Below are 13325 nucleotides of genomic sequence, written 5' to 3' on the forward strand. Positions count from 1 at the left end.
GGCGGGCCGGCACGCCGAGGACAAACGACCGGGGCCGGCCACCCCCGGGAGGGTGACCGGCCCCGGTCGATCAGAGCAGTGGGTCAGGCGACGGTGACGGCAACCTCGTTGACGCCTCGGCCGGCAGTGACGGCGGTGTCGCCGTTGCCGTGCCGGGACAACGCCCGCAGCGTCCAGGAACCCGGTGCGGCGAAGAACCGGAACTGCCCGGCGGACGAGGTGACCACCTCGGCGGTGAACTCACCGGTCGAATCGAGCAGCCGGACGTACGCGCCGGGCACCGGCTCGGCCTCGGCGGAACGGACGATGCCGGTGATCACGGTTTCCTTCTCCAGGTCCAGGCTGGCCGGCAGCGGCGCAGCCTGGTCCGGTGCGGCGCAACCCGCGGCGGTGGGAAGAGTCATGATCATGCCTCCCCGGGTTCGTCGCCGAGCGCGACAGGCACACCGACCAGCGAGCCGTACTCGGTCCAGGAGCCGTCGTAGTTCTTGACGTTGCGGTGACCCAGCAGCTCCTGGAGCACGAACCAGGTGTGCGACGAGCGCTCACCGATCCGGCAGTACGCGATGGTCTCCCTGCCGTCGTCGAGCCCCGCGTCGCCGTAGATCCTGCGCAGCTCGTCGTCGGACCGGAAGGTGCCGTCCTCGTTGGCCGCCTTGGACCACGGCACGCTGATCGCGGTGGGGATGTGGCCGGCCCGCTGCGCCTGCTCCTGCGGCAGGTGGGCGGGGGCGAGCAGGCGACCGGCGAACTCGTCGGGGCTGCGCACGTCGACCAGGTTCTTGGTGCCGATCGCCGCGACGACCTCGTCGCGGAACGCCCGGATCGAAGTGTCCGGCTCCTGCGCGACGTACTGCGTCGCCGGGCGGGACACCGCGTCGGTGACGAGCGGACGGGCGTCCAGCTCCCACTTCTTACGGCCGCCGTCGAGCAGCTTCACGTCCCGGTGGCCGTAGAGCTTGAAGTACCAGTAGGCGTACGCGGCGAACCAGTTGTTGTTGCCGCCGTACAGGACGACGACGTCGTCGTTGCTGATGCCCCGCTCGGAGAGCAGCGCCTCGAACTGCGACTTGTTGACGAAGTCCCGGCGGACCTGGTCCTGGAGGTCCGTCTTCCAGTCAATCTTGATGGCGCCGGCGATGTGGCCGGTCTCGTAGGCCGAGGTGTCCTCGTCGACCTCGACGAAGACGACGCCCGGGGCGTCGAGGTTCTTCTCGGCCCACTCGGCCGAAACGAGTGCGGTGTCGCGACTCATCGAATCACTCCCTGGTGAGGATGGATGGTGAGCCAACGCGCGGAGATCGATGGATGCAACTGTCGCACCACGCGCGGGACCCAGCGGAAGGACGGGATCACGGGTTCGTGCGACGGCGCCGCTGCCGGGCGTTCGGTGGGATGACCGGAGGGTGTGAGGACCCTGTGCCGGTGGCCGCCGTCAGGCGGCCGGAGACAGCCCCGCCGTCAGATGACGGGGCGACACAGGCAGGTGGCCACGCGGCACAGGTCGACCGCGCGCCGTTTGGTGAGGTGGGTCCCCATGGCCAGGGAGCTTACCAGCCAGTGACCGTGCTGCCACTGGGCCGACCACCATCCGGGAATCGCCGGGATCGCCGGGGACTCCGGCGTCCCACCGCGCCCCCGGTGTCAGCCAGCGGAGTTGATCGGCACGTTCTTCGCGTCGACGGTGACCGCGAGCCCGTCCGGCAGTGGACGGACCTCGCGGACCGCGAGCTGGAACGGCAACTCCGGCAGGGGAACATCGATGGAGATGCTCTTGGCGTAGTTGCTCAGAAAGGCCCGGGCCAGCGGCAGGTTCGGCAGACCGGCGGCGTCCAGGTCGTTGAACCGCAGGGCGACAGCGCCGTTGTCGGCGACGGTGACGTCGGCGGTGCCGCTGATGGTGAGCTTCTGACCGAGGATGTCGGCCGGGGCCGTGACGGTGAGCTTGCCGTTCTGCTCGCCGAGCGTGAGACCCGGGCGCTTCAGCAGCGCGGCCAGACTCTCGTAGCTGATCGTGCCGGCGCCGTTGACGGTGTCCGCCACGATGTCACCCTGGCCGGTGCGCAGGGTGTCCAGCGAGGCTCGCACCTTGCGGGCGGTCACGTCGAGCACCGGGAGCCGAACGGCTTCGCCCTCGACCGGGGCCTGCACGTCCCGCAGGTTGATGGTGATCCGCTGGTAACGGCCATCCAGCACCTGGGTGAGGAACGGGGTCCCGCCCACCTCCACCTCAGGAGCGGCGGACTGCGCGCCCTGCTTGGTGATCTCCTGACGGACACGGTCGGCGATCATCCGCTCGGCGACCCCGACCGCGACCCGGTCGGCGACCACCAGCAACCCCGCCAGCAGCAGGAGCAGCACGAACAGCCCGATGAGCAGCTTGCGGCCACGCCGTCGGGGTCGCGCCTGGTCCACCGGATAGTCCTGCGCCACGCCGCCTCCTGTCTCCGCCCGTCGCGCCGCGACGGGTCGTTCATACCGACGCCGCAGGGCGGCGCACCCGTAGGTACCCGACCGGCGAAGTGCTCAACCGCGACTCAGAGGAGAAGCATGCACATGGCGTACGCGGCGGGCGCCGCCAGGGCGAAGCCGCCGAGCGGGCCCTGCATGTGCCGGGCCACCCACATCGTGGGCGGTTCACCGGCCATCAACCGGCCCGCCTCCGCGTACCCCACGGCGAGGTCGGAGAGGACGGCGGTGACCGCCGCGACCAGGCCGATCACGGCGGCCCGGGTCGGCGTGAAGGGAGCCACCAGGTAGCTGCCGAGGAGGGCGCTGGTCAGCGTGCCGACCATCGCGCCGGCCACCACGCCGGCGGCGCCCCGGGGCACCTGCGGTGCGAGCCGAGGCCAGGGCAGAACGGCGTCGGTGAGCCGGGCCACGGTGAGCGCGACACCGCTCGCGGTCAGGCAGACGGTGATCGCCTGGGTGCCGGCCGGGATCCGGCTGAGCACGATCAGGGTGCCGAAAGCCACCACCCCGACCACGATGAGCAGTGTGGAACCGAGGGAGTCGGTGACCCGGACCCGGTCGACGCGACGAACCAGTTGGCCGAGCACCGCGGCGAGGAACCCACCGGCGGCCAGGTAACCCAGCGGCGCCAGGCCGGCGACGTCGGTCTGCACCGCCGCGATGTCGACCAGCGCCGCGACAACGGCGCTGATCCCGGCGACCACCAACAGCGCGGGCGGACGCATCGCCATCGTCCAGGCGAGCACGAAGAGCAGTTGGACGCCGAAGATGATGAAGGCGAACGGCAGCCGGTGACCGGGACCCGACGTCTGCGCGCCGAGCACCAGGCCGACGCCGAGCAGGGCGGCGAAGCCGGCGATGGTCAGCGCCAGTTGACGGTGCACCGCGACCGGGGGAATGACCTCCTCTTCCGGCTCGTCGATCTCGTCTTCGGATCGGCGGGCCGGCTCGCCGGAGCGGCGGGAACGGCGCGGCCCACCCCGTTCGCGGCGGTCGCCATCGGTGGTGGCCGGACCGGTACGCGGCGCGGGCGGTTGGCCGCGCGTCGCTGCGGCGGCCGGACCCGGTTGGGGCCCGGCGGGCCACGATTCGCGGCCGGCCTCGGGCGAGGTGGAGGGAAACACGACCCGATCGTGCCAGACCGACGGCCCGACGCGGTGGTCAAGGGTTTCAGCGACGTTAAAAACCGGGCCACGATCAGGGGCAAGCTAGACAAACGGGAAATGGCCTGACGGCGCGGCCGAGGCGATCGGTTAGGCTCAACGCGTTACCCGCCCGTCAGCGACGCCGGGACCACGCAATTTCTCAGCGCACTCCTTGATGAGTGCGACTGGTCGCGTGCGGCCTCGCGCCGCCGGGACGGAGGTGATCGTGGAGATCCTGCTGCTGGTGACCGCGCGCGCAGGAGAACCGTCGGCTGTGCTGCCGGCGCTCGACCTGCTACCGCACTCGGTCCGCACCGCGCCGCGTGACGTTCGCACACTGGTCGCGGGCCCCAGCCCCGACGCGGTGATGGTGGATGCCCGATCGGAGTTGAGCGAGGCCCGGGCGACCTGCCGGATGTTGCACGCCACCGGGCTCGGCGTGCCGTTGGTCGCGGTGGTGACCGAGGCCGGCCTGATCGCACTCAACGCCGACTGGGGCGTCGACGACGTCATCCTCGCCTCGGCCGGCCCCGCCGAGGTCGAGGCACGGCTGCGGCTGGCCGTGGGCCGGCTCAGCAACGCGACCGCTGGCGCGGGTGGCTCGATCCGGGCGGGCGAGTTGACCATCGACCCGGACACCTACGCGGCCAAGCTCAAGGGCCGTCCGCTCGACCTCACCTACAAGGAGTTCGAGCTGCTCAAGTTCCTGGCCCAGCACCCGGGCCGGGTGTTCACCCGGGACCAGCTCCTGCGCGAGGTCTGGGGCTACGACTACTTCGGCGGCACCCGCACGGTGGACGTGCACGTCCGGCGACTGCGCGCCAAGCTCGGCTCGGAGTACGAGTCGATGATCGGCACCGTTCGCCAGGTCGGCTACAAGTTCGTCGTGCCTCCGTCGCGGTCGCTTGCCGAGGCGGAGCACGCGCCCCTGCCGGTCTGATCCGGAGACGGCTCCGGGCGATTTCCCATATGCCCTTTTTGCACAGCTTGGCAGCTCTATTCTGACTGCCGGGTTTGTCGGAGAAAGGGGCGACGGTGCGCGCACTGACCACGGGGGCGACGGGCCGGCGTGACCGGCAAACCAGGCGGAAGTCGTGACGCGGGGCAGCACCACCGCCCGGGCCGCGGGGATCGTGACGCTGGTGGTGGCGGGGCTGCTCGGCTCCGCGTACATGCTGGGCCGCAGCCTCGTCCCCGACCAGACGCCTCGGCATTCCACCGGTGTCACCACGAGCGCCGACGGACCGCACTACGCCGACCAACCCAGCGTCGGCGAGCCGGGCGGAGCCCCGAGCGCCAGCGCGAGCGCGGTCCAGACCGGCCCGGCCGAGACCGGCCAGGACGGGTCCGGACGGGTGGCCGGAGGCGACAACCTGTTCGGCGCGCACGCCACCACCGGCACCCCGCGGCTCGCGCTGACCTTCGACGATGGGCCGGACCCGCGCTACACGCCGCAGGTCCTCGCCCTCCTGCGCGAATACGACGTGCGCGCCACGTTCTGCGTCGTCGGCGAGAACGCGCAGAACCACCCCGACCTGATCCAGTCGATCGTGGACGACGGGCACACCCTGTGCAACCACTCCTGGCACCATGACGTCGGCCTGGGCACCCGGTCGGCCGACGCGATCCGCTCCGACCTTCTGCGCACCAACGCGGCGATCCGGGCGGCGGTGCCGAACGCGCCGATCGTCTGGTACCGCCAGCCTGGCGGAGCGTGGACGTACCCGGTGGTGTCGGTGGCGCGGCAGCTCGGCATGACCCCGCTGCACTGGTCGGTGGACCCGTCGGACTGGGAGCTACCCGGCGCCACCAAGATCACCGCGACGGTGCTGAGCCAGGCCGCGCCGGGCTCGGTGGTGCTGCTGCACGACGCCGGTGGGGACCGGCAGGGAACGATGGACGCGCTGCGCCGCATCCTGCCCGACCTGACCGCCCGGTTCGAGCTGGAGGCACTCCCCACCGACCCGACGTGAGCCGGGGCTTTACGGAGACGCTCCGGGCGTCACGACACGCAACGGATACGGTGGCGGGATGAGCAGCGCGGAGCCGACCAGCGACCAGGTGACCCGGAGCGACCAGCTGGCGCCGGCGGAGATCGCCGACGTACTCGCCCTCGCCGGCGCCGCAGGTGACACGGACGGAGCCGACCCGCTCGACGAACACGTCCTGCTGCGGCTGCGCGACCCCGACGCCCCCGCCGTGCATCTGATCGCCCGCGCCGACGACGGCACCCTCACCGGGTACGCACACCTGGACACCACCGACCCGGTCGGTGGAATCGGGGTGGAGCTGGTCGTGCACCCCGCGTACCGGCGGCGGGGCACCGGGCGGGCGCTCGCCCGGGGCGTACTCGCCTCGGCCACCGGGCCGCTGCGGGCGTGGGCGCACGGCGACCACCCCTCGGCCGCCGCGCTCGCCGTCGACCTCGGCTTCGCCCGCGCCCGGGTGCTCTGGCAGCTGCGCCGGCCGTTGGCGGCCCCGCTGGGTGAACCGCGCCTGCCCGACGGGGTGGCGCTGCGCGCGTTCCGGCCCGGGGCGGACGACGCGGCCTGGTTGGCCCTCAACGCACGGGCCTTCGCCGAGCACCCCGAACAGGGCCGGTGGACGTCGGACGACCTACGGGTCCGCCTCGCCGAGCCGTGGTTCGATCCGGCAGGCTTCCTGCTCGCCGAAGAGACCGCGACCGGCCGACTGCTCGGTTTCCACTGGACCAAGGTGCACGAGCGGCCGGGGTCGGCCCGGATCGGCGAGGTGTACGTCCTGGGGGTCGAGCCGACCGCGCACGGTGGCGGGCTGGGCCGGGCCCTGACCACCGCCGGGTTGGCACACCTGCGGGACAAGCGTGGCCTCGACCGGGTGATGCTCTTCGTGGACGACTCGAACACCGGGGCCGTCGCGCTCTACGAGCGGCTGGGCTTCGCCCGGTGGTCCGCGCACATCAACTACCACCTGGGCTGACCGTCGGCCGTCGCTCCGAGCGCGTCACCGATGGGTAACGGGCGAGCGTCGGCGGGATAACGCCGAACCAGAAATATGGCCATACTTCCGACAGGTGTATCCGGGTTCACTTAACGGACAACTCACCCTCAGCAAGCGGTCATCTCAGGGGCCGTACGTGTTCACCTTGCGTTCACTTGCGACCGGCGAACCGGCTACCTGGCACTTCTAACTTTCGTGTCAGCCGGTCAGTGCCGGTCCTCGGGCCCCGGGATCGGGGCGCCAAGTCAGACGCGAAGGGAAACCCCTCAGGTGAAGCTCCAGCGGTACGGCACTATTGCCTGCCTCGCTCTTGCCGCGACGCTCGGCCTCAGTGCATGCGGCTCGGACAACAACGAGCCCGCCTCCGGCGCGAGCGCCTCGGGCTCGGCCGCCGCGGTCGACTGCGCTACCGGCACGCTGAACGCCCAGGGCTCGTCGGCGCAGAAGAACGCCATGGCCGAGTGGATCAAGGCGTACCAGCAGAAGTGCCAGGGCACCACGATCAACTACGAGGCTTCCGGCTCGGGCGCCGGCATCCAGGCGTTCATCGCCGGGACCGCCGACTTCGCCGGCTCCGACTCCGCGCTCAAGCCGGAGGAGCAGCCGCAGGCGGACGCCAAGTGTGTCGGTGGCAAGGCCATCCACCTGCCGATGGTGATCGGCCCGGTGGCCGTCGCCTACAACGTCAGCGGCGTGGACAACCTCCAGCTCAAGCCGGCCACCCTGGCGAAGATCTTCGCTGGCAAGGTCACCAAGTGGGACGACGCCACGATCAAGGCCGACAACCCGGAAGCCAAGCTCCCGGCGACCACGATCCAGACCGTCCACCGTTCGGACGAGTCGGGCACCACCGACAACTTCACCAAGTACCTCTCGAAGACCGCTGAGAGCGACTGGACCCTGGGCAACGCCAAGGCGTGGAAGGCCCCGGGCGGCACCGGCGCCAAGGGCTCGGACGGCGTGGCCAGCCGGGTCAAGGGCGCCGACGGCTCCATCGGCTACATGGAGTGGTCGTTCGCCGAGAACGCCGGTCTGAAGATGTCGAAGATCGGCAACGGCAACGGCGAGTTCGCCGCGCTGACCGCCGAGGCGGCCGGCAAGACCATCGCGGGCGCTGCCATCGAGGGGCAGGGCGACGACCTCAAGCTGAAGATCGACTACAACACCAAGGAGGCCGGGGCCTACCCGATCGTCCTGGCCACGTACGAGATCGTCTGCAGCAAGGGCCTCGCGGCCGACAAGCTGAAGCTGGTCAAGGGCCTGCTGGGCCACGCCGCCAGTGCCGAGGGCCAGGCCTCTCTCACCGAGCTGGGCTACGCCCCGCTGCCGGAGACGGTCCGCACCAAGGTCGAGACCGCGGTCAAGAACCTCTCCTGACCCGATTCCACACCTCCGCAACCGAATCGAGCGAGCAGATGGGTGAAACCCCTCACCGCTCGGCCGACGCCGGCACCGGCGGGACGCGCGTGACCCAGAGTCACGAGTGGCCCGCCGGTGCCTCGGCGCGTGTGGCCGAGGCACCAGTCAGCACCCGTTCCCCGGGCGGCACCGGGCTGGGCGGCGGCGGCGCGCTGCCGCGCAGCCGTAAGTTCGGCGCCGAGCGGGCCTTCCGCGGCCTCACTCTGGCCGCCGGCACCGCCGTTCTGGTCATCATCGCCGCCATCGCGATCTTCCTGGTCGCCAAGGCGGTGCCGGCCCTACGCGCCAACACCGAGAACTTCTGGTCCTACGAGGGCTGGTCCCCCAACGACACCGAGCCGAAGTTCGGCATCGGTGCGCTGGCCTTCGGCACCGTGCTCAGCTCGGCCCTCGCACTACTCATCGCGGTGCCGGTGGCGCTCGGCATCGCGCTCTACCTCTCGCACTACGCGCCGCGCCGGTTGGGCACCGCGCTCGGCTTCCTGGTCGACCTGCTGGCCGCCGTACCGAGCGTGGTCTTCGGCCTCTGGGGGCGGGACGTCTTCAGCAGCCCCGTCCGGGACTTCTCGGTCTGGCTGAACCAGCACTTCGGCTGGATCCCGCTCTTCGGTGGCGACGGCCCCTTCGGGGCGTCCGTCATGCTCGGTGCCCTGGTGCTCGCGATCATGGTGCTGCCGATCATCACCTCGCTCTCCCGCGAGGTGTTCCTCCAGACGCCGACGGCGAACGAGGAGGCCGCCCTCGCCCTGGGCGCCACCCGCTGGGAGATGCTCCGCACCGCGGTGCTCCCCTACGGCCGTCCCGGCATCATCGCCGCGATGATGCTCGGCCTCGGTCGTGCGCTCGGCGAGACCATCGCCCTGGCGCTGACCCTCGGCATCACCTTCGGCATCTCGTTCAACCTGATCCAGAACGGCGGCAACACCATCGCCGCCAACATCGCCAACGCGTTCGGCGAGGCGAACGAGACCGGCCGGGGAGCGCTCATCGCCTCCGGTCTGGTGCTGTTCACCATCACGCTGATCGTCAACATCACGGCGCGGGCGATCATCTACCGCCGCCGGGAGTTCACGGAGTCGGCCGCATGACCACAACCGCCACCTCCCACCGCACCCGGCCGCCGGCCCAGCCCGACTCGCTGCGGGCAAAGCGACTTCCCTGGTACGCCGCCCCGGCCATCGCCGTGGCGGCCCTGGCGCTCTCCGCCGTGGTCGTCTACGGCACCAGCATCGGCGGCCCGGTCCTCGTGGTCGTCCTCGGCGCGATCCTCTACCTGGTCGGGCTCTTCGCCGCCGCCAACGCGGTCGAAGGACGCCGATCGGCCCGCAACCGCACCTGGAGCGCACTGATCCACTCCGCCTTCGTGCTGGCGGTGCTGCCGCTCGTGTCGGTGGTCTGGACGCTGGTCAGCAAGGGTGCCGACCGACTCGACGTCAACTTCTTCCAGACCTCGATGAACAACATCGGGGCCCGGGACGCCAACGGCGGCGCGTACCACGCGATCGTCGGCACGCTGGAGCAGGTCGGCATCGCCACCCTGATCACCGTCCCGCTCGGCGTTCTCTGCGCGATCTACATCGTCGAGTACGGGCGGGGCAAGTTCGCCTTCGCGATCCGGTTCTTCGTGGACGTGATGACCGGCATCCCGTCGATCGTCTCCGGTCTCTTCGTGCTGGCGTTCTGGGTGCTCATCGTGTCGCCGTGGTTCAACGACGGTCGGCCCAGCTTCTCCGGCTTCGCCGCCGCGCTCGCGCTGAGCGTGCTCATGCTGCCCACCATCGTCCGGTCCACCGAGGAGATGCTCCGCCTCGTACCGGCGCCACTGCGCGAGGGCGCGTACGCGCTCGGCGTACCCAAGTGGAAGACCATCCTGCGGGTGGTCCTGCCGACGGCGCTGCCCGGCATCGTCACCGGCGTCATGCTCGCCATCGCCCGCGCGGCCGGCGAGACCGCCCCGGTGCTGCTGGTCGCCGGCGGTGGGGCCGCGATCAACACCAACCCCTTCGAGAACAACCAGTCGTCGCTGTCCCTCTTCGTCTACCAGCAGGCCGGCGACGCGTCGAAGTACGCCCCGGCACGGGCGTGGACCGCTGCACTCACCCTGGTCGCCCTCGTGCTCATCCTGACGATCGCGGCGAAGCTGCTGGCCCGTCGCAACAGGCTCAGCCGATGAACCCCGGAGGTACCACCATGGCCAAGCGCGTCTCCGCCTCGAACGTCACCGCGTACTACGGCGGCTTCAAGGCGATCGAGAACATCAACCTGACGGTCGAGCCGAAGACGGTCACCGCTCTCATCGGGCCGTCCGGTTGCGGCAAGTCGACGTTCCTGCGGTCGATCAACCGGATGCACGAGGTGCTGCCGGGAGCCCGGGTCGAGGGCAGCCTGACCATCGACGACCAGGACATCTACGACCGGGACGTGGACGTCACAGCGGTCCGGCGCACCATCGGCATGGTCTTCCAGCGGCCGAACCCGTTCCCCACCATGAGCATCTTCGAGAACGTGGTGGCCGGGCTGAAGCTCAACGGGGTCCGCAAGAAGTCGATCCTGGAGGACGCGGCCGAGAAGGCCCTACGCGCCGCGAACCTGTGGGGCGAGGTCAAGGACCGGCTGGGCAAGCCCGGCGCGGGCCTCTCCGGCGGTCAGCAGCAGCGGCTCTGCATCGCCCGGACCATCGCGGTCGAGCCGCAGGTCGTCCTGATGGACGAGCCGTGCTCCGCCCTGGACCCGATCTCCACGCTGGCGATTGAGGACCTGATGTTCCAGCTCAAGGACAAGTTCACGATCATCATCGTGACGCACAACATGCAGCAGGCAGCGCGTGTCTCGGACCGGACCGCCTTCTTCTCGATCGAGAAGACCGGCGACCCGGGCCGGCTGATCGAGTACGACAACACCCAGAAGATCTTCAGCAACCCGAGCGTGAAGAAGACCGAGGACTACATCACCGGCCGCTTCGGCTGAGCCGACCTCGTCCGGTCACCGGCGCCCCGCCTCCCGGCGTGGCGCCGGTGCCATGTCCGCCGCCGACACCGCCCCGCCGGCCGGCCGGCCGCGTAGTGCGGCCGGGCCATCACGCCGCCGGCCCCGTCCCAGGGTCGCGGTGGCGGGCATCGAGGGCGCGCAGACAACGAACGGGGCCGGGCCGGGACTGCGGCACGGTGTGTGGGCTCAGCCCAGGACGAAGCGGGGTTCACCGTCCGGGGGCAGGTCCAGGCGCGGGATGACCGGAGTGACGGCGTCCCGATCGGCCGCCGCCCGCGCCACCCCGGCCAGGTCACCGGCAGCCGCCACCTGGGCCAGCGTGACCAGGGTCGGTGGCAGCATCGTCAGCTCGCCGGCCTGCGCGCGGGCCAGCGCGTCCGCCGGGCGGATCCACAGGGTGTGGTCGGCCTCGCCGGAGACGTCGCGGGTCCGCTGGCCCGCCGGCAACAGGGCGACGAAGAAGTACGTGTCGAAGCGGCGCGGCTCGAACTCGGGAGTGATCCACCGACTCCAGGGCAGCAGCAGGTCCGACCGAAGCGTGAGCTGACGGTCGGCGAGCAGCGCCGCGAAGCCCAGCCGGCGTCCCTCCAGGTCCTGTCGGGCCGCCTCCCAGTCGTCGCCGCTGACGTCGCCCACCACGGTCTCCCGGTCCGGGCCCGCGAGCAGCACACCGGCCTCCTCGAAGACCTCCCGCGCTGCCGCGCAGACCACCGCCTGCGCGGCCTCCGGGGCCACTCCGAGACGGTCCGCCCACTCGCCCGGCGTCGGGCCGGCCCAGTCCAGGTGCGCCTCCGAGTCGGAGCGGTCCACCCCGCCTCCGGGGAAGGCGTACATCCCGCCGAAGGTCATCGCGGCGACCCGACGGATGACGTACACCTCGAAGTCGGCGTCGGTCGGACGCAGCAGCAACACGGTGGCCGCGACCCGCGGCGTCGCCGGGGTGCCGCCCTCGGCCTGGAACCGGCGGGCGTGCTCGACCAGGGCGGCCGGGGCGGGAAAGCCGTCACTGTCGATCGTCATGCCCGCGAGCCTAGTTCCCGCCTGGGGAACGCCGGCCGCGCGCTGGGCGGTCGGCGCGGTCGGCGCGGTCGGCGCGGTCGGCGCGGTCGGCGCGGTCGGCGCGGTCGGCGCGGTCGGCGATTCGAGCGTGATGACCCTGAGACATCAATATGCCTCTGAGTCATCACGCTCATCACGGCGTCAGGCCCGGAAGCGCCGGGCCGGGATGTGGTCGCGTCGCAGGCCGGGCAGCGGGCGGTTCACCTGGCTGGGCTAGCGTTCCGGCATGACTCGTTGGGGCATCCTGGCCACCGGCCACATCGCCAGCCGTTTCGCCGAAGACCTCCGGCTGGTGCCGGACGCCGAGTTGGTCGCGGTCGGTTCCCGCGCCGCGGAGAGCGCACAGCGCTTCGCCGACACGTACGGCGCGAAGCGCGCCTACGGCTCCTGGGTGGAGCTGGCCGCCGACCCGGAGGTGGACGCGATCTACGTGGCGACCCCGCACTCCGCGCACTACGAGGCGGCGATGACCTGCCTCACCGCCGGTCGGGCGGTGCTGTTGGAGAAGCCGTTCACCCTCGACCTGGCCACCAGCACCGAGTTGGTGGAGACCGCCCGCGCCGCCGGGGTCTTCCTGATGGAGGCCATGTGGATGCGGCTGAATCCGATGATCCTGCGGGTCGTCGAGCTGATCGCGGACGGGGCGATCGGCACGGTGACCGGCGTCCGGGCCGACTTCGGGGTGGCCGGGCCGTTCCCGCCGGAGCACCGGATGCGCAACGCGGCGCTGGGCGGGGGCGCCCTGCTCGACCTGGGGATCTACCCGATCAGCCTGGCCCACCTGCTGCTCGGGGTGCCGCAGCACATCAGGTCCTGGGCGCAGCTCGGCCCGGAGGGGACGGACGAGAACACCGGCATGCTGTTCGGCTACGACACCGGAGCCCTGGCGACCCTGAGCTGCGGCATGGTCGGGCTGAGCGGGCAGACCGCCTCGATCACCGGCACCACGGGGCGGATCGACCTGCCCGAGCCGTTCTTCCGGCCGGGTTCGGTGACAGTGCACCGGGCCGGCGCGGAGCCGGAGACGCTCGTCGCCGACGGGGCCGGCAACGGCTACCAGTACGAGGCGATCGAGGTGCAGCGCTGCCTGGCCGCCGGGCTGACCGAGAGTCCGGTGGTGCCGCACGCCACGACCCTCGAGGTGATGAGGCTGCTGGACACGGTCCGCGAGCAGATCGGCGTGCGCTACGTCTGAACAGCGGAAGGGCCCCCGGCCACGGCTGAACCGGGGCCGGGGGCCCGTCCGGTGACTCAGCCGAAGAG

The 13325-nt window shown here is 71.2% G+C and carries 14 protein-coding genes; 8 read left to right on the plus strand and 6 right to left on the minus strand.

Annotated features, from left to right (window positions below; translation table 11 throughout):
• Positions 1-83: 83 nt before the first annotated feature.
• The 5 genes from AB0B48_RS27200 to AB0B48_RS27220 all read right to left on the minus strand — a co-directional run bounded on the left by AB0B48_RS27200 (position 84) and on the right by AB0B48_RS27220 (position 3596).
• Positions 84-404: a DUF1416 domain-containing protein gene (locus tag AB0B48_RS27200; protein ID WP_355005813.1), complete on the minus strand. Its 321-nt coding sequence runs from the start codon at positions 402-404 to the stop codon at positions 84-86.
• A 2-nt stretch (positions 405-406) separates the two neighbouring features.
• A complete protein-coding gene (locus tag AB0B48_RS27205; RefSeq protein ID WP_355005814.1) occupies positions 407-1255 on the minus strand; it encodes a sulfurtransferase in 849 nt (282 codons plus the stop codon).
• 206 nt (positions 1256-1461) lie between these two features.
• Complete coding sequence (locus AB0B48_RS27210; protein WP_310503780.1) at positions 1462-1539, minus strand: Ms5788A family Cys-rich leader peptide; 78 nt, start codon at positions 1537-1539, stop codon at positions 1462-1464.
• Between the two features lie 105 nt (positions 1540-1644).
• Positions 1645-2433 (minus strand): DUF2993 domain-containing protein, encoded by a 789-nt coding sequence (locus tag AB0B48_RS27215; RefSeq protein ID WP_355005815.1) that lies wholly within the window; start codon positions 2431-2433, stop codon positions 1645-1647.
• A 104-nt stretch (positions 2434-2537) separates the two neighbouring features.
• Complete coding sequence (locus AB0B48_RS27220) at positions 2538-3596, minus strand: hypothetical protein (protein ID WP_357206452.1); 1059 nt, start codon at positions 3594-3596, stop codon at positions 2538-2540.
• A 241-nt stretch (positions 3597-3837) separates the two neighbouring features.
• Between AB0B48_RS27220 and AB0B48_RS27225 the strand changes: the two genes are divergently transcribed.
• The 7 genes from AB0B48_RS27225 to pstB all read left to right on the plus strand — a co-directional run bounded on the left by AB0B48_RS27225 (position 3838) and on the right by pstB (position 10982).
• A complete protein-coding gene (locus AB0B48_RS27225; RefSeq protein ID WP_184188346.1) occupies positions 3838-4557 on the plus strand; it encodes a response regulator transcription factor in 720 nt (239 codons plus the stop codon).
• Between the two features lie 232 nt (positions 4558-4789).
• Complete coding sequence (locus AB0B48_RS27230) at positions 4790-5590, plus strand: polysaccharide deacetylase family protein (protein ID WP_357206459.1); 801 nt, start codon at positions 4790-4792, stop codon at positions 5588-5590.
• A 58-nt stretch (positions 5591-5648) separates the two neighbouring features.
• Complete coding sequence (gene mshD, locus AB0B48_RS27235) at positions 5649-6575, plus strand: mycothiol synthase (protein ID WP_357206454.1); 927 nt, start codon at positions 5649-5651, stop codon at positions 6573-6575.
• A gap of 291 nt (positions 6576-6866) precedes the next feature.
• Positions 6867-7973, plus strand: a complete 1107-nt coding sequence (pstS, locus tag AB0B48_RS27240; RefSeq protein WP_355005818.1) for a phosphate ABC transporter substrate-binding protein PstS — start codon at positions 6867-6869, stop codon at positions 7971-7973.
• Positions 7974-8011: 38 nt separating this feature from the next.
• Entirely contained in the window at positions 8012-9103 is a 1092-nt protein-coding gene (gene pstC, locus AB0B48_RS27245; RefSeq protein ID WP_355005819.1) for a phosphate ABC transporter permease subunit PstC, read from the plus strand.
• A complete protein-coding gene (gene pstA, locus AB0B48_RS27250; protein ID WP_357206456.1) occupies positions 9100-10188 on the plus strand; it encodes a phosphate ABC transporter permease PstA in 1089 nt (362 codons plus the stop codon). The genes pstC and pstA overlap by 4 nt, the downstream gene beginning before the upstream one ends.
• Before the next feature lie 17 nt (positions 10189-10205).
• Positions 10206-10982, plus strand: a complete 777-nt coding sequence (pstB, locus tag AB0B48_RS27255) for a phosphate ABC transporter ATP-binding protein PstB (protein ID WP_112584183.1) — start codon at positions 10206-10208, stop codon at positions 10980-10982.
• Positions 10983-11189: 207 nt separating this feature from the next.
• Here pstB and AB0B48_RS27260 read toward each other — a convergent pair whose 3' ends face one another.
• Positions 11190-12023 (minus strand): NUDIX hydrolase, encoded by an 834-nt coding sequence (locus tag AB0B48_RS27260; RefSeq protein ID WP_355005821.1) that lies wholly within the window; start codon positions 12021-12023, stop codon positions 11190-11192.
• A gap of 265 nt (positions 12024-12288) precedes the next feature.
• Between AB0B48_RS27260 and AB0B48_RS27265 the strand changes: the two genes are divergently transcribed.
• A complete protein-coding gene (locus AB0B48_RS27265) occupies positions 12289-13257 on the plus strand; it encodes a Gfo/Idh/MocA family oxidoreductase (RefSeq protein ID WP_357206458.1) in 969 nt (322 codons plus the stop codon).
• The last annotated feature ends 68 nt before the right edge of the window (positions 13258-13325 follow it).

Origin of the sequence: Micromonospora sp. NPDC049089, from assembly GCF_040648775.1 — a bacterium.
Lineage (GTDB): Bacteria > Actinomycetota > Actinomycetes > Mycobacteriales > Micromonosporaceae > Micromonospora.